Below are 19,062 nucleotides of genomic sequence, written 5' to 3'. Positions count from 1 at the left end.
CAAAAAAATACAAAGGATTGAACATGCCTAAAACCGCGACCAGGTTTCTCGGTACTGCCATCGCTTCCGCACTGTTGCTCAGTGCCTGCTCGTCCCTGGAGCCCAAGCCCTCCACCGACGAAGAAAACCGCCAGCGCATTCTGGCCGATCAGTCGCGGATGTACTCGGGACAGGAACCGGTCACCGCGCCCATCACTTTTTACGATGCCGCGGCCCGGGCGCTGAAATACAACCTCGACTATCGCCTCAAACTGATGGAAAGCGCGCTGGCGTCGGACCTGCGCGATGTGTCGAGCCACGAAATGCTCCCCCGGCTGGTGGCTTCGGCCGGGTACGCCGGGCGTAACAACGACTCCGGCGGTACCTCCATCGGCATCGAGGATCGTCAGGTCAGCTTGCGTTCATCGACCTCCGAAGAGCGTTATCGCGAGCTGTATGGCCTGGGCCTGAGCTGGAGCCTGCTGGACTTTGGCGTGGCCTATTACCGGACCCAGCAAAAGTCCGATCAGATCCTGATGGCCGAAGAGCGTCGGCGCAAAGTCGCGCAGAACGTCCTGCAGGACGTGCGCAACGCCTACTGGCGAGCCCTCGGCGCGCAGCGGCTGATGCCTGAAGTGGACAAGTTGCTGATGCGCACCAATACCGCACTGACATCGGCCCGGGAAGCGGAGAACCGTGGGCTGTTGCCGCGCCAGGAAATCCTCGCCTATCAACGCGCGTTGCTCGATTCGATCTATCTGCTGACCGTGCGCCGTCAGGATCTGGAGTTTGCCCAGGCTGAACTGGCGGCGCTGATGTCGCTGCCGCCGGGTTCGAAAATGATCCTCGCCGACGGTGCCGAACCGGTCTTGCCGGAAGTTCGCCAGAGCATGGCGCAGCTTGAGCAGTTGTCCCTCGAGCACCGCCCGGAAATCATGGAAGAGTGGTATCGCAAACGGGTCAACCAGAAAGACCTGGACATCGCCAAGGCGCAGCTGTGGCCGAACGTCAGTGTCGATTTCGGCTACAAGTACGACTCCAACAAATACCTCTACAACAACGACTGGATGGGCACCGGCCTGCAGGTCTCGATGAACCTGCTGCGCCTGCTGCAACTGCCAGCGCTCAATGCGGCCGAGAAATCCCAGAGCGAAACCGATGACACCCGGCGTGTGGCGTTGTCCATGGCGATCCTCACGCAAGTGCGCGTCGGCACCCTGCGCTATCAACTGGCGCGCCAGGAAGTTGCGTTCACCGAGGACAGCCTGCGGGTCGACCGCAGCCTGCTGGACTACGCGACAGCGGCCCGGACCGGTGCGCTGGGTTCGGAGCTGGAAGTGATCCGTGCCGAAGGCCGCTATCTGCTCTCGCGTTATCAACGTGAAGCGGCATTTTCCAGCGCTCAGGCCGCCTGGGGGCGACTGTACAACTCGGTGGGCCTGGACGTGCTGCCCGAAGAAATCGAAAAACATGACGTGAAAACCCTGGCCCGGGAAATCCAGCGCACGTTGAACGAACAGGAGCAGCAACGCCTGCTCGTCACCCAGCAAGGAATGCCGAATGTCCAGACCCGCCCTTGATTCGCGATGGTTGTTGTTGATGTTGGCGGTCAGCCTGGGCGCTCAGGCCGAGGACGCACCGGTGGAAAGCGCCACGGCGATTCGCGTGTTGCTGGCCGCCGAACTGGAAACCACCTTGTCCAGCCAGATGAACGGGACGCTGGGTGAGCTCAAGACCGGATTCGGCGAACACGTGGCGAAATCCGAGCTGCTGGCGCGCTTCAACTGCAGCGAAGCCGAAGCCCGCAGCAAAGTCGCGGCCGCAGAGCTGGCCATGGCCAAACAGAACCTGGAGGCGAAAAAGCAACTGCGTCAACTCAACGCGGTGGGTGACATCGAGGTGTCGATGGCCAATACCGAAGTGCAAAAGGCCGACGGTGCCCGCGCCATGGGCGTGGCCCAGAGTGGCTACTGCCAGGTGCAGGCGCCGTTTGCCGGGCGTGTGGCCAAGGTCTACGTCAAGCCCTACCAGACCGTAACGGCCGGTACGCCATTGTTCGATCTGGTGAGCGATGGTGCCTTGAAGGTGCGCCTCAACGTGCCCTCCAATCTGCTGAAAAACCTCAAGCCCGGCCTGCCGTTACAAGTGAGCATTCATGAAACCGGCAAGACCTACCCGGCCCATGTCAGTGCGATCAACTCGCGGGTTGATGCGGTGGCGCAGACGGTGGAACTGGAAGCGCGTCTGGATGAAAAGTCCCCCGATCTGATGGCCGGCATGAGTGGCACGGCTCGCCTGAGCCCAGATGTTCAGCCATGACCATGAATGAACCGCTGCCTCACTCCCTCCCCCATCCGCAGCTGCTGCTGGAACTCGATGCCCTGCGTGACAAGGCGATGGCCGCCGATTCGCTGAATGCCCTGGCGTTCAGCATGGCCAACGACCTGTATCCGCTGCTGGCATTTCATCAGGCGCTGGTTTTTGCCCGACACGATTCGTCGCTGGAGCTGCTGAGCGTGTCCGGCCTGTCGCGGCCCAGTGAAGACTCGCCCTATCTGGTCTGGCTGCGACGGGCCAGTCGCTGGGTGGCTTCTCAGGTTCCGGAGGGCAACCCGGTCTGGGTGACGCAGGACACCGCCGTCGTACCTGACGACATCAGCGAAGGCTGGGGCGAATGGTGGCCAACCGGCGTGTGGTGCGTGCCCTTGCATGACCGCGACGACCGGCGTCTGGGCCTGTTGCTGCTGTTGCTCGAACAGGAACCGCCCGTGGTGCTGCGCCAGCACCTCGGCGGGCTGGTGCAGACCTGGGCTTACTGTTGGTCCGCCCTGACCCGAAAAAAACACTTCGGCCGCTGGCGACTCAGTCGCCGGCAACTGTTGCTCGGCCTGGTAGTGCTGGCTGCCCTGCTGCTGGTGCCAGTACGGCAGACCGCGTTGGCGCCGACGGAAATCGTCTCGCGCCAGGCACAGATCATCAGCTCGCCGATTGATGGTGTGATCGCGCAGATTCAGGTGCGCCCCAATCAGCCGGTCGAGGCAGGCACACCGCTGTTTTCACTGGACGAAACCACCCTGCGCAGTCGCGCCGACGTGCTGGGCAAGGAGGTCGCTGTGGCCGAGGCCGAGTTGCTGGCGGCCAGTCAGCGGGCGTTCGACAACCCGCAAAGCAAAGGCGAACTCACCTTGCTCAACGGCCGCGCGCAACAGCGTCGAGCGGAACTCGCGGCCGTGCAGGCTCAACTGAAACGCACCCAGGTACTTTCGCCCCGCGCCGGCGTCGCCGTTTTCAGCGACCCCAACGACTGGCTCGGCAAACCGGTAGTGACCGGTGAGCGCATCCTGCAAGTGGCCGACCCCGCACAGCCGGCCATGCAGATCCAGTTGGCCGTGGCCGACGCGATTGCGCTTGAGCCAGGCGCAGAAGTCACGTTGTTCCTGACGGCGTACCCGCTGGCACCGCTCAAGGGCAAGATCCTTGAAACCAGTTATCAGGCACGCCCCAGCGACGAAGGTGTGGTCGCCTATCGCTTGCTGGCCAGTATTGAGGACAAACCGGAACACGCCCGCCTCGGTTTGCATGGCACCGCCAAACTGTACGGTGGCCGGGTGATGCTCGGTTATTACCTGCTGCGCCGACCGCTGGCGACGCTGCGAGCGTGGAGTGGCTGGTAATGCTCGAACCGGCCGACATGCCCCTGCCCCCGCTGCGTGAGGACTTGCGTCTGAGCGAAGCCGCCCATGGCAGTGATGGCGAACCGGCTTGGGTGATTCAGGACACCGTCATCAACCGCTTCTACCGGATCGGCTGGCTGGAATTCGAATGCCTGCTGCGCTGGGGGCTATCGGCGCGGCAGATCTGCACGCAAATCGCCGAACGCACCGCGCTCAAGCCGGATGTCGAACAGGTTCTGGACTTTCGCCAGTTTCTCGAACAACACCAGTTACTGCGGGCCGGCCCCGCCGCGCTGGAGCGTCTGCAGGCCAAAAGTGAAGAAAGCACCTGGCTGAGCTGGAACTGGTGGCTGCACCATTACCTGTTTTTCCGCATTCCGTTGTTACGCCCGCAAGTGCCGTTGCAGCGACTTGCGCGGGCACTGGGCTGGCTGTTTCACCCGATCACCGGCCTGCTGGTGTTCGGCTTGAGCCTGCTGGGCATCGTGCTGGTGCTGCAACAGTGGGACGTCTTTACCCATGCAGTCGTGGAGTCGTTCTCCACCGAGGGCCTGTTCAGCTTTGCCCTGGCCTTGATCGTCGCCAAAACCCTGCATGAATTGGGGCATGCGCTGGTGGCCACGCGCCTTGGCCTGCGCGTCGGACACATGGGCATTGCCTTCGTGGTGTTGTGGCCGATGCTTTACACCGATACCGGCGAGAGCTGGAAACTCAGCCGCTCCCGCCAGCGGCTGGCCATCGCTTCGGCGGGGATCGTGACCGAGTTGTCCCTGGCCGGGCTCTCGACCCTGGGCTGGGCGCTGTGCGATCCGGGCGCCCTGCGTAATGCCTTGCTGTATCTGGCGACCACCAGCTGGTTGCTGTCACTGGCGCTGAACGCCAGCCCGTTCATGCGTTTCGATGGCTATTTCATCCTCTCGGACCTGCTCGACTTCCCCAATCTGCACGAGCGCTCCTCGGCATTGGCGCGGGTGGCGCTGCGGCGCAATCTGCTCGGCTTGCAGGAAGACTGGCCAGAGTCTTTCCCGACCGGCCAGCGGCGGTTGCTGGTGACCTTTGCCATCGTCACCTGGCTGTATCGGCTGGTGCTGTTTCTGGGGATCGCGCTGGCGGTCTACCTGTTCTTTTTCAAATTGCTGGGGATCATCCTGTTCATGGTCGAACTGTCCTGGTTCATTGCCCTGCCGGTGGTGCGCGAGCTCGGCCATTGGTGGACCCGTCGTGCCGCCATCCCGCGCCTGCGCAAGGTCGTGTTTTATGCCGTGCTCGGTTTGATTCTGGTCGGGCTGGCGATCCCTTGGCGCACGCAGATCGGCGCCGTCGGCGTGGCGCGCGCCGAGCATCAATTGCGGGTGTACGCGCCCTACCCGGCGCGGCTGCAATCGATTCACCCGGCGGGGCCGGTACAGGCCGGCCAGACGCTGGCCGTGCTGGATGAACCGGACATTGCCTCGCGCCTGCAAAGCAGCGAAGCCAACGCCCGCAGCTACGAGGCGCGGTTGTCCGGGCTGATTGCCGACCCCGGCGGACTAGCTGAGGACGCCGCCACCCGCGAGCGGCTGAATGTGCAATTCGAAGAAGCCCGGGCGGCCCGCTCGGAAATCGCCCGGCTCAACCTGCAAACGCCGTTTGCCGGTGTGTGGCTGGACGTCAATCCGGACTGGAAACCCGGTCAATGGATCGGCCGGCAAGAACCGCTGGGCATCCTGATCGATCCCCGCAGTTGGCAGGTCGACGCCTATGTCGCGCAGGATCAGGTGCACCGTATGAGCGTGGGCGATCACGTGCGCTTTTACCCGGACGGCCAGGTCACCCCGATCAGCGGCCGGGTACTGGCGATCGGCAGCACCCGAGCCAGTCAGCTGTCCCACCGCATGCTCTCGTCGCAGTTTGGCGGGCCGGTGCAGACCACGTCAAAGGAACATTCGCTGGCCCCTGCGGCTGCGCTGTTTCAGGTGCTGATCCAGCTGGATCAGGCCACGCCGAGCCTGCGCGAGACCCGTGGCCATCTGAAAATCGAGGGTGAACGCCGTAGCCTGCTCGGGGACGGGGCCACGTATGTGTTGGCGGTGTTGATGCGCGAGAGTGGGTTTTGACCTGTTCGACATACGTTTCGCACATCTTCTGAACATCCCGAGGCTGGCGATGTTCTAGATTGAAGAAGTACCGGATCAAGGACGAGCAAATGGACATCTCCAGCCGTGCGACGTCGTTACCCACCCTGCAGGGCTCTGTTACCCGGCGTCTGGCCATTGCGGTGGGCGCGCTGTTCATTGCCGGGGTGATGGCGGCGACCGCTGCGTTGCTCGGCATTGCCACTCAACTGGATGAGGATGACGTCAATGACGTGCGGTTCTATTCGACCCGGGCGCTGGAAAACCGGATTACCGCATCCAAGAACTACATCACCAGTTACGCCTACTGGACGACAGCGTATGAACGTTTGAGCGGTACGGTCGACACGAACTGGGCGTACACCGAGCAGAACATGGGCAAGACCCTGTTTACCAGCGACGGCTATGACGGTCTGTTCGTGCTGGATCGGGAACGCACCAAATACGCCGTCGTTCGCGGGCAAATGCTCGATGCGCAAATGCCCCAGTTCCTTCAGCTTTCGGCGAACAGTCTGGTGGAGCAAGTGCAGAACCAGCCCGACCTGACCAAACCCGTCAGTACTTATTCATTGTTCGAAGACTGGCCGGCGCTGGTCACCGCAGCGGCGATCCTTCCCAATGATGAGCGTCCGGTGGGCGATCCACAAAGGACCTCGGTGCTGGTATTCGTCGACAAGCTGACGCCCACCAAGTTGCGCAAGATCGGCAGCGGGTACGGGCTGAACAATCTGTCGCTGGCACCGGACGATAGTATCGACCCGGGCCAGCCCCGCGTCGCGCTGGACAGCACCGGATACAGCCTCGTTGCGGATCTGGAGCGACCGGGCCTGCATCTGCTGTGGTCGTTGTTGCCCACCCTCGGCTCCGCTTTGATCGTGTTGATGGCGCTGACGGCCTGGTTCTTTCGCCATGCGTTGCGTTCCTCGCGCTATGTCGACAACAGCTTTGAAGCGATGCAGGCCTCGAATCAGGCACTGCTGGCGTCCAACCGCGCACTGGAAGCCAGTGAAGAGCGCTTCCGGGCGGTGGCCGAAGCGGCGTCCGATTGGATCTGGGAAGTGGATGAAGCGTTGTCCATCACCTATCTGTCGACCCGGTTCAGTGCGGTCACCGGCTACCCGCAGGCTCAGTGGATCGGGAAACACATCGGGCATTTGCTGGCCTGCGACACCACTCCACTGGATCTGTGGCTGAAAAAACTCGATGAGGAGAGCAACGCCAGCGATCTGCGCTGCACCTACCGTGACCGCAAGGATCAACAGCGCCATTGCCGGCTCTCGGCCAGGCCTATCGTGAACAGTGCGGCAGTTGTCGGTTATCGCGGCACGGCCAGCGATATCACCGATGAAGTCGCTGCACATGCCCAGATTCAGCACCTGTCCTTGCATGATGCGCTGACGGGCCTGCCCAATCGCAACAAACTGTCGCGTTATCTGGATGACGCCCTGTTACTCAAGGAGCACGCCCCGCCTTTATCGGTGCTGATGATTGACCTGGACAATTTCAAGCCGATCAACGATTCGCTCGGGCACCCGGCTGGCGATGCTGTGTTGCAAGAGGTTGCCGGCCGCCTGCGTGAATGCACGCGCGACCACGATATCGTCGCCCGTCTGGGCGGTGACGAGTTCGTTGTTGTGCTCTGCGGCATGGATACGCATCAGGAGATCGACAAATTCTGCACACGCCTGATCGGCAGCCTGCATCAGCCCATCCTCTTCGAACAGCAACCGTTGCATATCGGCGCCAGTGTCGGAATCGCCCTGAGCCGGCGTCACGGGTACGTCGCCAGCGAGCTGATCCGTTGTGCGGACATTGCGCTGTATCAGGCCAAATCCGAAGGCAAGAACACCTGGTGCTATTTCGAAGCGCACATGAGCGATCAGATCCAGACCCGCCGGCAGATGGAGGATGAACTGCGCAGCGCCCTGACGAACAATGAGTTCTTGCTGCACTATCAACCCCGATACAAGGTCGATGGCAAGGAAATCGTCTCGGTCGAGGCACTGGTGCGCTGGCAGCATCCTGCAAAAGGGTTGCTCGGCCCGGATGTGTTCATTCCGCTGGCCGAACAGACAGACCTGATTGTTCCACTGGGCCGTTGGGTCCTGCGTGAGGCCTGTGAAACGGCACTGACCTGGCCGACGGACATTCTCCTGTCGGTCAACCTGTCACCTGCGCAGTTTGCAATCAGCGATGTGGTCGAAGATGTACGCCAGGTGCTGGTCGGCACTCGCTTCCCGGCCACCCGACTGGAACTGGAAATCACCGAGAACGTGATGCTCAACGACACCGACGGCGCGTTGACCACCATGACCGCGCTCAAGGAACTGGGTGTGCGGCTGAACATGGACGACTTCGGCACCGGTTATTCCTCCCTTGGCTATCTGCGTGCCTACCCGTTCGACGGCATCAAGATCGACAAACGTTTCATTGCGTCCATCAGCACCGGCGCCAATGATCGGGCGGTCGTGCAGGCCATCATCGGACTGGGTAAAGCGATGGGGCTGACCGTGACCGCCGAAGGCGTTGAAACCGAAGAGCAACTGGACATCCTGGGCAAGGATCAATGCAACGAAGTGCAGGGTTATTACATGAGTCGTCCGATCGACAAAGCGGCTTTCTCGCGTCTTCTGCACACATCAAGAGCCGCCGCTGTCGATCCTTCCGGGCAGCAAAAAGGCCGGGTGACCTGAGGACGCTGACGCAGCACATCCGCTCAATCGCAGCACGACGGTTTGCTTCAGTATCCGGCGACTTCCTTCACGGCCGGTCACTGACACATGAAAGGTTTCTTGCAACCGCGTTTCGCCCTGGCACTCTTGTTTTGCGCAATGGCCGACTCGGCAATTGCCAGTGGTTTTCTCGACGACGCCAAGACCGAAGTGCTCAGCCGCAACTTCTACCTGAGCAACGACTACCGCTCGCCCTCACCTTCCGGGAAAAACTACAAACAGGAATGGGCTCAAGGGTTTATCGGCACTTTTGCATCCGGTTTCACGGATGGAACTGTCGGATTCGGCCTCGATGCCCACGCCTTTTATGGACTGAAACTTGATGGAGGCAAGGGCCATTCCGGCACGGGACTGTTGCCGGTGGACAGTGACGGTCGTAGCGAAAGCGATTATTCCAGCGCCGGCGGTGCATTGAAGCTCAAGGCCTCGAGAACCACCCTCGCCTTCGGTGAAATGACCGTGGAAACGCCGGTGTTCGACACTTCGGACAAACGCCTGCAACCGGAATACGCTACGGGGTTTCTGCTCGACAGCCGCGAGATCGAAAACGCGCGCGTTGTGGCCGGGCGTTTCACGGCGTTCAGGAACCAGGACAGCTCCTCCGGCAAAGGCGACTTTCAGGGCTATGGCGCCAGTACCCAAGGCGAAAGCATCAGTTTTATCGGCACCGACCTGTTCAGTGACAGCCCGGTGGGCGGCGCCCTGTATGCGTCCGACCTGAGCGACACCTGGCGCCAGTACTACGCCAACCTGCATTTCAAACAGTCCGGACTGTTGCTCGACGCCAACGTCTACCACACCCGCGACACCGGGCAGGCATTGGCGGGCGACATCGACAACACCGCGTTCAGCCTCTCGGGCAAATACACTTTCGGCGCCCACGCGGTGATGCTCGGCTGGCAACGCATCAATGGCGACACGCCGTTCGATTTCGTCGGCGGCGACTCGATCTACCTGGCCAACTCGATCAAGTACGCCGACTTCAACGGCGCCCACGAGCGTTCCTGGCAAGCGCGTTACGACCTCGATCTCGGCGCCTTCGGCATTCCGGGGCTGAACTTCATGACCCGTTACGTTTCCGGCAGCCAAATCGACGGCACCCACGCGCCCAAGGGCGGCGCCTATAACCCGTTCGACGCGGACAGTGGTCAATACCAGCCGCAGCAAGGGGACGGTGGCAAACATTGGGAACGCGACATCGATCTGCGCTACATCGTCCAGTCCGGCGCGGCCAAGGATCTGTCGGTGCAGCTGTCCCACGTTTCGCACCGGGCCAACAGCGCCCAGGCGGGCGATGACATCGACCGGATCTACGTGGTGATCCAGTACCCGCTGGGCTTTTGAAGGGATAAATGGCGGAAGGCAGCCGGAGTCGAACCTGCCCGGGAACGGATGCCGTCCCCAACCGGGTTTGAAGCCCGGCCGCGCCACCGGGCGCGATTGCCTTCCTTGAACTCAGTCCGCGCCGGGGTTGGCCAGCGCACTGTCGGAGCGGATTTGCCGGCCTTCACCGACGCGCCGGGTCAGGCCCAGCCGATCGAAGTATTCGAGGATCTGAATACTGCGCTTGCGTCCCAAGCCTAGCGCATCGCGGAAAGCCGTGACTTCGATCTGCGGATTTTCTTCGGCGAGGCGCAGCAGCACTGCCGCCATTTGCCGCAGCGTGATGTCGGTGACAAACAGATCGCGGACCACCTGGTGCATCACGCCAAGGCGCGCCAGTTTGCGCAGCAGCAAGCGGACGGTGGCGTCCTCTTGGTCGACGATTTTTGCCACGTCACGTACCCACGGCGGATCGAAACCGGCCTGTTCGAACAACGGTTGCAACGCCTGCCACAGAGTTTCGTCGTCGGCACTCAGGCGCACTTGATGGTCGGGCAAATGCAGCCACGGGCCGCTGGTGACCAGTGAACCGGCGCCGAGCAGTTCTTCCAGCAGGCTGATAAAGGTCGCGCGCTCAAGGCTCAATCCGCTGAAGCGCCGCAGACGGTCGCGATCCGGGCCCATCTGATCGGGCTCCAGCTCATGAAAGCGCGCCAATTGCTCCAGCAGGGTGAACTTGAGCATCCCCCAGCGCTGCGCATTGAACAGCACCGGGCCTTGACGGGTTTCGATCAGGCGGACGTTGTCCGGCAGTGACCAACTGTCACGCGGGCGATTGAACTGACGCTCCAGACGCTGTGGATCGAGGCCGCTTTCGCTGTATTCCAGCAGCGTCGGCAAGGCCTGCTCCAGCTCGGAGCTGATCGCCAGCACACGCAACTGCGCCAGCCGTTCCGGGCTGCGGCGTTGGCGGGCCGGAGCAAAGGGATCGAGCACGCGCCCGCCGCCGAGCGTTCGCTGAGCGCTGGCATCACGCAGGATCAGCGGGTCACTGTGGACGCCGTGCACCGGGACGTTGGTCAGCAGTTGCGCAAACATGCGCTCGCCGGGTGCCAGGCTCGCCCCCTCCAGCAAGGCGACGCGGGCGATCACGTCCTGCGTGCCCAGATGCAGATGCACCGGCTGGAAGTGCTCGAAAACCCGTTCGCCCGGCAACAACCGAAATTCGATGTCCAGCCGCTGGGTCGGCGCATGCAGCCATTCGGCGAGCAGCCATTGGCCGCGATGGATCTGCCCGAGTTCCAGGCGATCGGCGCTGATGTTCAGGGCCACGCGCTGGCCAGCGAAGGCTTGTTCGGCGGCTTGATTCTGCGCGTGCAGGCCCCTGACCCGCACGGTTCTGCCCGCCGGGCCGAGGCTGAGTTTGTCGCCCACGGCGACCGAACCCGAAAGCGCCGTCCCCGTCACCACGATCCCGGCGCCGGCGACACTGAACGCCCGGTCGATGGCCAGGCGAAATCCGCCTGAGCGACTGCGCTCCTCGCCTTCTATCTGCAGCAATGTCTGGCGCAGCGCATCGACGCCCTCGCCCGTCACGCAGGAAACCGTCAGCAACGGTGCTTCGGCATAGGGCCCGGGTGCCAGCAGGCTTTCAATCTGTCGGCGAACCTCGTCTACCCTGCCCGCCTCGACCCGGTCGCACTTGGTGATCGCCACCAATGCCCGTGGAATGCCCAGCAGCTCGACTATCGCCAGATGCTCGCGGGTCTGCGGCATCACGCCGTCATCCGCCGCCACCACCAGCAACACCAGATCGATGCCCTGCGCGCCGGCGAGCATGTTGTGGGTGAATTTCTCGTGGCCCGGCACGTCGATGAAACCGGTCAGCCCGGCGCCGGGCGCCAGTTCTGCGTACAGATAACCGAGGTCGATGGTCATCCCGCGCTCGCGTTCCTGCGGGCGGCGGTCGCCGGTTTGCCCGGTCAGCGCTTCGAGCAGAGACGTCTTGCCGTGGTCGATGTGCCCTGCCGTGCCGACGATCACGTTTGCAACTGCCCGAGTTGCGCCTGCCACGCCGGTTCATCGTCGAGTTGCCGCAGATCCAGCCACAACGCGTCGTCATCGATACGCCCGAGCACCGGGATCGGCAACGCGCGCAGCGCCGCTTCAAGATTCAGCAGGCAACGTCCGCGCAGGCGTTTCGATACTTGCGGGCGCAGGCACAGCGCTGCGCTTGGCAGGCGCGCCACCGGTTGGCTGCCGCTGCCGATCATGCCCAGCGCCGGCATCGCCGTGACGGTCCAGTCCTTGCCCAGCACTTGGGACAACGCCGGTTGCAGGCGTTCGGCCTGGGTCAGAATGTCGGCTTGCGGCCGGGACAACAGGCGCAGGCTCGGCAAACGCTCGGCCAGACGATCCGGGTCGCGATAGAGTCCGAGTACCGCTTCCAGTGCGGCCAAGGTCAGTTTGTCGACCCGCAATGCGCGTTTCAGCGGGTTTTTCTTGATCTTCGCGATCAAGTCCTTGCGCCCGACAATCACCCCCGCCTGCGGCCCGCCAAGCAGTTTGTCGCCACTGAAGGTGACGATGTCGGCGCCATCGAGCAGCGCCTGACGCACCGTCGGTTCCGCCGGCAGGCCCCAGCGGGTCAGATCCAGCAGACTGCCGCTGCCGAGGTCTTCGAGCAGCGGCAGATCATGCCGATGGGCCAGTGCGGCCAGTTCGGAGGTCGACACCCGGGCCGTGAAACCTTCAATGCTGTAGTTGCTCGCGTGCACGCGCATGATCAGGCCGCTGCGTGGGCCGATCGCCGCTTCGTAATCGCGGGCATGGGTGCGGTTGGTGGTGCCGACCTCGTGCAGGCGCACGCCGGCGCGGCTCATGATGTCGGGGATGCGGAACGCGCCGCCGATTTCGATCAGCTCGCCCCGGGAAATGATGCCTTCCTTGCGCGCGCCGAGGCTGTTGAGGGTCAGCAGCACGGCGGCGGCATTGTTGTTGACCACCGTGACGGCTTCGGCGCCGGTCAGTTCGCGGATCAGGCCTTCGATCAGGTCGTCGCGGTCACCGCGCTTGCCGCTGGCCAGATCGAATTCCAGATTCAAGGGATAGCGCGCCGCCAGTTGCACGGCTTCAATGGCTTCTTCGGGCAACAAGGCGCGCCCAAGGTTGGTGTGCAGCACGGTGCCGGTCAGGTTGAACACCCGGCGCACCTGACTGCGCTGCTTCAGCGCCAGACGTTCGGCGACCCTTCCGGCCAGCGCTTCGGGACTGATTTCAAGGGTGGTCAGTTGCCCCGCCACCACCGCTTCGCGCAAGTCATCCAGCAACTGGCGAAACCCCGTCAACAGGGCCCCGCGCCCGTAACGCTCGGCCAAAGGCTGGCACGCGGGGTGGCGCAACAGGCTGTCAATCGACGGTAACCGCAGGGCAACACTCACGGACATCAGGCACTCCCGAAATCGAACTACGCCTGATGATGTTAGACCACCCTGCTTCTAGCGCAGCGCGGCCCTCTGCATCGGCACATAGGTTTGACTCAGGTCTGTGGCCCAGCCATCGAGTACGGCTTTGACGTTATTGGCAGTCATGACCTGTTTATCGTTTTCCAGCGGCACGCCCTTGCCCTTGCGCACCACCTCGGCCACGACCTCCCCGGTCGAACCGTCCTCGAAGGACACTTCCGTGGCGATCTCACTGTCCCGGTCACGAATGCCGGTAGCGGTGCTCACCCCGGCCGCGACCAGCGTCACCGGCAGCCATTCATAAAAGCGCAGGCCCTGAGTACTGGCGGCGACCTGGGTGATGGCCGGTTTGACGATCAGCGTGTTCGGGCCGGGTTTCGACGCCAGCGGCAGCACCTTGCCCAGCTCCAGCCTGAGGGCTGCGTCGTAGTAGTGGGTCACGCCCGACAAGGTGCTTTGGGGAATGCGCGGCGAAGGCTGGGGCTGCGGGTAGAACTGGCTCGGCGCCAGGTAAACCTGGGTGTAACGGCCCCTCGCCAGTGTCGGGCTGACCCAGCTCAAGATCGTTTGTCCCGAAGCGGTCTGCCCTTCCTTGAGCACGCTGTAATCCCGTAGAAAACCGGCCTGCGGCTCGGTCGGAAGCTTCTTGCTGCTGCACGCCGACAGGCTGAGGGTGGCGGCAAACAGCACGGCCAGTGAGCGATGGCTATTCATCGGTGGTGTTTCCTTGTTCAGGCGTGGACGTGGCTGTGCGGGGTGTTGTCGGAGCATTCGATGCGCAACTGGCCGTGGGTCATGATCCATTGGATGAATTCGGCGGTAGGAATCGTGTGCAGGTATTCGACCCAATGGGCCTCGGTCGGGCTGAACCGTTCGAAATAGCGGCGCAGGATCAACTGACTCTGATCGTTGGCCAGCCCCAGGCACGTCTCCTGGAACAGGATCGGCGTGTCCGGGCCCGGTGCGGTGGTGCGCTGGGTCAGGATCAACGGGCGCACGGCGCCATGGTCCCGAGTGATGTAGCCGCTGTTCATGTCCTTCATGTTGAGCCCCCTTGGTTGGAAGGCGTGCAGACTGCCAGCGGATTTTTGCCCGACGATGTCCGGCTGATGTCCACGCTGAAGGAATGTTGCAGGATTGAAATATATGACCGGCGCATCGAAATGGTTTTAGATGCGCTTCTTTTGGGGTTCATGGATTGCGCAAACGTGAGCAGATTGCTGATCGTCGATGACGACGGGGAAATTCTGTCCTTGCTGAAGAAGTTCTTCGTTCAGCACGGCTATCAGGTCGATGTCGCCGCCCATGGCGAGGCCATGTGGGCGGCCATTGCGCAGGCACGGCCGGACACGATCATCCTCGACCTGATGCTGCCCGGCGAGGGTGGCCTGAGCCTGTGCCAGAAGGTTCGGGCGCAGATGGGCATCCCGATCATCATGCTCACGGCCATGGCCGAGCTGAGCGACCGGATCGTCGGCCTGGAACTGGGCGCCGACGACTACCTGACCAAACCTTTCGCCCCGCAGGAACTGCTGGCCCGGGTGCGCGCCCTGCAACGTCGGGTCGGCGAGAATACGCCGTCCGGCGCCGAGCCTTCACGGCCAGTCATGGCCTTCGCCGGTTGGCATCTGGACATCACCTGCCGCGAACTGCGCTCGCCCGAAGGCGTGATGATCCCGATGTCCGCCGGCGAATTCGATCTGCTGCTGGTGTTGCTCGAACACCCGCAACGCATCCTGACCCGCGAACAACTGATCGACCTGACCCACGGCCAGGGCCACGACGCCTATGACCGCAGCATCGATGTGCAGATCAGTCGGCTGCGGCGCAAGATCGAACCGGACAGCAAACGCCCGGACCTGATCCGCACCGTGCGCAACGGCGGTTACATGTTCACTGCCAAGGTCAGCCGCTCATGATTGGCCGGATGCTGCGGCGCGACACCCTCAGCCGGCGGATTGCCCTGACAATCGTCGCGGCCATGCTCGCGTCGCTCCTGCTCAATGCGCTGTTCGTTCAGGTCGCCGGCATCTGGGCCCGACCGCCGATCGAACGCACCGGTCTGCTGGAACAGATCGCCGCCACCACCCGAGTGATCGAAGCTGCGCCGGCAACCCTGCGCCCGCAACTGGCCAGTGCCGCCAGCAGCCCGATGCTCGAAGTGGTGTGGCAACCCCGTCGAGTCGACTTCGGTCTGCCGGGGGACGGCGAACAGGTTGAGGCCGGAAAAGTGCCGGCGCTGCGGCAATTGCTCGGCGATGACCGACAGATCGACGTGTTCAACCCTGACGACTGGCCCGCCGGCAGCCCTCGGGCGCACTACGTGGCGCTGATACGGCTGGCTGATGACAGCTGGTTGTCGTTCACGCCGCCGGAGCGCAGTTGGGGCTTGAGCCTGAACGTACGGATCGCCGTGATCGTTGCCCTGGGGCTGGTCGCCACCCTGCTGGTCGCCTGGCTGGCCACACGGCAATTGGCCCAGCCGTTGCAGCGCTTTGCCCATGCCGCGCGGCGTTTCGGCGGGGATCTGAAAGCGCCGCCGATCCACCTCGAAGGCCCTCATGAAATCCGTCAGGCCATCGTTGCCTTCAACACGATGCAGGCGCAGATCCAGCATTTCATTGGCGAACGCACCCACATGCTGGCCGCCATCTCCCACGACTTGCGCGCCCCGCTGACCCGGATGCGCCTGCGCAGCGAGTTCATGGAAGACCTCGACCATCAGGGCAAACTGATCCGCGACATCGAGGAAATGCAGTCGATGATCAACGCCGCCCTGGCGTTCTTCCGGGAAGACACCCACCTGGAGCAATCCACCGCGTTCGATCTGTCGGAGTTGCTGCAAACCATCGTCGATGACTACCGCGATCAGCACCTCGACATCGGTTTCACCGGCCCGGCGCATGTGGTGTACGACGGCCGGCCGCTGGGCATCAAACGGGTCATCGTCAATCTGCTGGATAACGCGGTGAAATACGGACAGCGACCCAGCGTGGCGCTGAGTTGCGATGATGCGTCGATCCGCATCGAGGTGATTGACGAGGGGCCGGGGATTCCCGAGGACGCGCTGGAGCGGGTGTTCGATCCGTTCTTCCGTCTCGAAACCTCGCGCAACCGTGACACCGGCGGTGTCGGGCTCGGTCTGTCGGCGGCACGGGGGATCATTCGTGAACAGGGTGGCGAGTTGAGTTTGCGCAATCGCCGCAGCGGCGGCTTACGCGCACGGGTTGAACTGCCTCATCGCTGAGGCCTATTCGTCGCCGGGCGCCAGCAGCAGATTCGGCGCCAGGCGCTGATAACCGTCCTGAGCCAGGCGCATGTCGAGCAGCAGACTGCCCAGATCCGCCGACAGCGCCTCGCCCTCCCCGTCGTTTTCCAGATACAACAACTTCAGGTAGCTGTTGCAGCCCGGACAGACCTCGGCGCGCAACGGCGCCTGATTGGCGGCGTGGCGGTCATCCTCAAGGCTCAGGTATTCAAGCCCTTTGCTCTGCTCGCAATACACGCACTTGACCCGCACCACATGCCATTCGCAGGCGCACAGCGAACACACCAGATACCGCAGGCCGTTGTGCTTGCCGCGATGGCGGATCACCCCGGCCATGGCCGGCGAGCCACAGGCCGGGCACTGGCTGAGGCTGTCGCCGGGCGTCAGTTGCAGATTTCGCGCACTGAGCAGCCAGTGACTCCACGCTGCTTGCAGCGCCGCCCCGAGAAACGGCACCAGCGCCGCCGGCACCAGCGAATACTGGCCGCTGACCAGCGCCACGGCCCAGGCGCGTAACTGTCCGGGACTGGCGATGCGCAGTGTGGTCACGGCCTCGACCACCGCCGGTTGCTCGGGGGCGACATAACGCTGGAGCAAGGCTTCAAGATAAAGCTGCCAGGCGTCCTCGCGAATCAAAGTGTCGGCGGCGAACGGTGGCATGCCGTGTTGCCGGCAGACTTCCAGTCGCTGTTCATCGAGCGGCGCGGTCGAGGGCGGGTCGTCAAAGACCTGCTGCTGGACACGGCACAAACCGGCAATCAAATACAGGTAGTCGGCCAGCGGATGCCCTTCGGCCAAACGTTCAAGACGCTGGGCCCGCAACGTGAACAGGTTGTGCGGCGGCAGGTGCAGAAACGGCGGCGAACTGGCCGCCGCTTCGATTTCTCCGGGTTCGAGGATGGTTGGCAACTGTCAGCCCTTTTTCGTGACCGGTCGCTCTGGCGGATCCTTGCTTTCCACCTCGCGATACCAGAGTGCATGGTGTTTCCTGGCCCAGGCGCGGCTGACCCAGCCGTGCATCATCGCGTCCACCGAACCCTTGATCCAGATCCCGGCGTAGATGTGCACGATGATGCTCAGGATCAGCACAAACCCCGCCAGTGCGTGCAACAACATCGCCCAGCGAATCGTGGTGATGCCGAAGTAATGACTGAAGTACGCGCGCCAGATCACCAGCCCCGTGAACAACAGCCCGAGCATGCACAGCAGTAAAGTCCAGAACAGCAGTTTTTGCCCGGCGTTGTACTTGCCCACCGCCGGCACAGTCTCTTCATCGTTGACCAGTACCCGGTCAATGCGCCGCAGCCATTTCCAGTCGTTGTCGATAAAGAAGTTCGAGCGCCAGAAGCGAAACACCAGGCCCAGGAAGAACACGAACATCAGCACGCCCATGAACGGGTGCAGGATCCGCGTCCACGGCCCGCCTCCAAAGAAATTGGTCAGCCAGAACATCGACGGATGAAACAACGCCAGCCCCGACAGCCCGGCCATGAAGAACAGAATCGCCACCAGCCAGTGATTGGTGCGCTGGTTGGCGGTGTAGCGCAGGATCGTCTTGTTGCTCATGGCCGGCCCTCCCCGCGTGGGTCGAAGGTGTGCACCGCCGGATCAACGACATGCACCGAGGTATCGGGCGGATCGGGATGTTCATCTTCCTCGACCCGGTTCGGGCCGATCCGCACGTAATGGAAGAACCCGGCCAGCACCGCCGCGCCCATGGCCAGCAGGCCCAGGGGTTTGCTGATGCCTTTCCACAGGCCCACCAACGGGCTGATGGCCGGGTTGTCCGGCAGGCCAGCGTAGATTTTCGGGGTGTCGGCGTGGTGCAGCACGTACATGACGTGGGTGCCGCCGACGCCTTCCGGGTCATACAGGCCGGCGTTGTCGAAGCCGCGGCTTTTCAGGTCGACGATGCGTTCGGCGGCGTGGGTCTTCATGTCGTCCTTGGTGCCGAACACGATGGCCCCGGTCGGGCAGGTTTTCACGCAGGCCGGTTCCAGCCCCACCGCCACCCGGTCCGAACACAGCGTGCATTTGTAGGCCTTGTGATCCTTCTGCGAAATGCGCGGGATGTTGAACGGGCAACCGGTGATGCAATAACCGCAACCGATGCAGTGGTCCTGATCGAAATCGACGATGCCGTTGGCGTGCTTGATGATCGCGCCGGGGCTGGGGCACGCCGCCAGGCATCCGGGTTCGGCGCAGTGCATGCAGCCGTCCTTGCGGATCAGCCATTCGAGGTTGCCGGCGTCGGTTTCGTGCTCGGTGAAGCGCATCAGCGTCCATGAATCGGCGCTCAGGTCCTGCGGATTGTCATAGGTGCCGTGGTTGTGGCCGACCTCGTCGCGCAGCTCGTTCCATTCCGAGCACGCGACCTGACAGGCCTTGCAACCGATGCATTTGGTGGTGTCGATCAGCTTGGCCACCTGTTCCTGACCGCGTATCGAAGGCGCCGGGGTCGTGGTGGCCGAGCGGGCAATGATGTCTTGGCTGGCCATCTAAAGATTC

15 protein-coding genes and 1 tRNA gene are annotated in these 19,062 nt (G+C 62.9%); 8 read left to right on the top strand and 8 right to left on the bottom strand.

All coding sequences use genetic code 11. The features are described from left to right. Positions 1 to 23 precede the first annotated feature (23 nt). The 6 genes from IHQ43_RS14955 to IHQ43_RS14930 all read left to right on the top strand — a co-directional run bounded on the left by IHQ43_RS14955 (position 24) and on the right by IHQ43_RS14930 (position 9,843). Positions 24 to 1,559, top strand: a complete 1,536-nt coding sequence (locus IHQ43_RS14955) for a TolC family protein (protein ID WP_115077954.1) — start codon at positions 24 to 26, stop codon at positions 1,557 to 1,559. Next, positions 1,540 to 2,298, top strand: a complete 759-nt coding sequence (locus IHQ43_RS14950; RefSeq protein WP_192561094.1) for an efflux RND transporter periplasmic adaptor subunit — start codon at positions 1,540 to 1,542, stop codon at positions 2,296 to 2,298. Before IHQ43_RS14955 ends, IHQ43_RS14950 begins: the two co-directional genes overlap by 20 nt. Beyond that, positions 2,295 to 3,653, top strand: a complete 1,359-nt coding sequence (locus IHQ43_RS14945) for an efflux RND transporter periplasmic adaptor subunit (RefSeq protein ID WP_192561093.1) — start codon at positions 2,295 to 2,297, stop codon at positions 3,651 to 3,653. The genes IHQ43_RS14950 and IHQ43_RS14945 overlap by 4 nt, the downstream gene beginning before the upstream one ends. Further along, positions 3,653 to 5,749 (top strand): site-2 protease family protein, encoded by a 2,097-nt coding sequence (locus IHQ43_RS14940; protein ID WP_192561092.1) that lies wholly within the window; start codon positions 3,653 to 3,655, stop codon positions 5,747 to 5,749. Before IHQ43_RS14945 ends, IHQ43_RS14940 begins: the two co-directional genes overlap by 1 nt. 89 nt (positions 5,750 to 5,838) lie before the next feature. Beyond that, positions 5,839 to 8,460 carry a bifunctional diguanylate cyclase/phosphodiesterase gene (locus IHQ43_RS14935; RefSeq protein ID WP_192561091.1) on the top strand — a complete coding sequence of 874 codons (2,622 nt, stop codon included), beginning with the start codon at positions 5,839 to 5,841 and terminating at the stop codon, positions 8,458 to 8,460. A 138-nt stretch (positions 8,461 to 8,598) separates the two neighbouring features. Continuing rightward, positions 8,599 to 9,843 carry an OprD family porin gene (locus tag IHQ43_RS14930; RefSeq protein ID WP_425220305.1) on the top strand — a complete coding sequence of 415 codons (1,245 nt, stop codon included), beginning with the start codon at positions 8,599 to 8,601 and terminating at the stop codon, positions 9,841 to 9,843. Between the two features lie 9 nt (positions 9,844 to 9,852). On the opposite strand, the gene IHQ43_RS14925 is transcribed toward IHQ43_RS14930, so the two are convergent. The 5 genes from IHQ43_RS14925 to IHQ43_RS14905 all read right to left on the bottom strand — a co-directional run bounded on the left by IHQ43_RS14925 (position 9,853) and on the right by IHQ43_RS14905 (position 14,329). Beyond that, positions 9,853 to 9,948: transfer RNA gene (locus tag IHQ43_RS14925), tRNA-Sec, on the bottom strand. A gap of 6 nt (positions 9,949 to 9,954) precedes the next feature. Continuing rightward, a complete protein-coding gene (gene selB / locus IHQ43_RS14920; protein ID WP_192565003.1) occupies positions 9,955 to 11,865 on the bottom strand; it encodes a selenocysteine-specific translation elongation factor in 1,911 nt (636 codons plus the stop codon). Continuing rightward, complete coding sequence (gene selA / locus IHQ43_RS14915; RefSeq protein ID WP_192561089.1) at positions 11,862 to 13,268, bottom strand: L-seryl-tRNA(Sec) selenium transferase; 1,407 nt, start codon at positions 13,266 to 13,268, stop codon at positions 11,862 to 11,864. The genes selB and selA overlap by 4 nt, the downstream gene beginning before the upstream one ends. A gap of 51 nt (positions 13,269 to 13,319) precedes the next feature. After that, positions 13,320 to 14,000: a DUF3313 domain-containing protein gene (locus IHQ43_RS14910; RefSeq protein WP_192561088.1), complete on the bottom strand. Its 681-nt coding sequence runs from the start codon at positions 13,998 to 14,000 to the stop codon at positions 13,320 to 13,322. A gap of 17 nt (positions 14,001 to 14,017) precedes the next feature. Then, on the bottom strand, positions 14,018 to 14,329 hold the full coding sequence (locus tag IHQ43_RS14905; RefSeq protein ID WP_011334117.1) for a hypothetical protein: 312 nt from the start codon (positions 14,327 to 14,329) through the stop codon (positions 14,018 to 14,020). 150 nt (positions 14,330 to 14,479) lie between these two features. Between IHQ43_RS14905 and IHQ43_RS14900 the strand changes: the two genes are divergently transcribed. Continuing rightward, positions 14,480 to 15,205, top strand: a complete 726-nt coding sequence (locus IHQ43_RS14900; RefSeq protein WP_102686172.1) for a response regulator — start codon at positions 14,480 to 14,482, stop codon at positions 15,203 to 15,205. Next, a complete protein-coding gene (locus IHQ43_RS14895; protein WP_192561087.1) occupies positions 15,202 to 16,533 on the top strand; it encodes an ATP-binding protein in 1,332 nt (443 codons plus the stop codon). Before IHQ43_RS14900 ends, IHQ43_RS14895 begins: the two co-directional genes overlap by 4 nt. A 3-nt stretch (positions 16,534 to 16,536) precedes the next feature. Here IHQ43_RS14895 and fdhE read toward each other — a convergent pair whose 3' ends face one another. Genes fdhE through fdxH form a run of 3 tightly spaced genes read right to left on the bottom strand, consistent with a single transcriptional unit; the run spans position 16,537 to position 19,052 of the window. Then, entirely contained in the window at positions 16,537 to 17,463 is a 927-nt protein-coding gene (fdhE, locus tag IHQ43_RS14890; RefSeq protein ID WP_192561086.1) for a formate dehydrogenase accessory protein FdhE, read from the bottom strand. Between the two features lie 3 nt (positions 17,464 to 17,466). Further along, a complete protein-coding gene (locus IHQ43_RS14885) occupies positions 17,467 to 18,120 on the bottom strand; it encodes a formate dehydrogenase subunit gamma (RefSeq protein ID WP_192561085.1) in 654 nt (217 codons plus the stop codon). Beyond that, positions 18,117 to 19,052, bottom strand: coding sequence for a formate dehydrogenase subunit beta (fdxH, locus tag IHQ43_RS14880; RefSeq protein WP_192561084.1), 936 nt, complete (start codon positions 19,050 to 19,052; stop codon positions 18,117 to 18,119). Before fdxH ends, IHQ43_RS14885 begins: the two co-directional genes overlap by 4 nt. Between the last annotated feature and the right edge of the window lie 10 nt (positions 19,053 to 19,062).

The organism is Pseudomonas gozinkensis, from assembly GCF_014863585.1.
In the GTDB taxonomy this organism is placed as follows: Bacteria; Pseudomonadota; Gammaproteobacteria; order Pseudomonadales; family Pseudomonadaceae; genus Aquipseudomonas; species Aquipseudomonas gozinkensis.
Note: the sequence above shows the minus strand (reverse complement) of the source record. Positions and strands in the feature narration are given on the sequence as shown.

Coding starts and splice junctions, on each gene's coding strand:
- IHQ43_RS14955 (WP_115077954.1), top strand. CDS start 24: ATGCCTAAAACCGCGACCAGGTTTCTCGGTACTGCCATCGCTTCCGCA.
- IHQ43_RS14950 (WP_192561094.1), top strand. CDS start 1,540: ATGTCCAGACCCGCCCTTGATTCGCGATGGTTGTTGTTGATGTTGGCG.
- IHQ43_RS14945 (WP_192561093.1), top strand. CDS start 2,295: ATGACCATGAATGAACCGCTGCCTCACTCCCTCCCCCATCCGCAGCTG.
- IHQ43_RS14940 (WP_192561092.1), top strand. CDS start 3,653: ATGCTCGAACCGGCCGACATGCCCCTGCCCCCGCTGCGTGAGGACTTG.
- IHQ43_RS14935 (WP_192561091.1), top strand. CDS start 5,839: ATGGACATCTCCAGCCGTGCGACGTCGTTACCCACCCTGCAGGGCTCT.
- IHQ43_RS14930 (WP_425220305.1), top strand. CDS start 8,599: ATGGCCGACTCGGCAATTGCCAGTGGTTTTCTCGACGACGCCAAGACC.
- selA (WP_192561089.1), bottom strand. CDS start 13,268: ATGTCCGTGAGTGTTGCCCTGCGGTTACCGTCGATTGACAGCCTGTTG.
- IHQ43_RS14910 (WP_192561088.1), bottom strand. CDS start 14,000: ATGAATAGCCATCGCTCACTGGCCGTGCTGTTTGCCGCCACCCTCAGC.
- IHQ43_RS14905 (WP_011334117.1), bottom strand. CDS start 14,329: ATGAAGGACATGAACAGCGGCTACATCACTCGGGACCATGGCGCCGTG.
- IHQ43_RS14900 (WP_102686172.1), top strand. CDS start 14,480: ATGGATTGCGCAAACGTGAGCAGATTGCTGATCGTCGATGACGACGGG.
- IHQ43_RS14895 (WP_192561087.1), top strand. CDS start 15,202: ATGATTGGCCGGATGCTGCGGCGCGACACCCTCAGCCGGCGGATTGCC.
- IHQ43_RS14885 (WP_192561085.1), bottom strand. CDS start 18,120: ATGAGCAACAAGACGATCCTGCGCTACACCGCCAACCAGCGCACCAAT.
- fdxH (WP_192561084.1), bottom strand. CDS start 19,052: ATGGCCAGCCAAGACATCATTGCCCGCTCGGCCACCACGACCCCGGCG.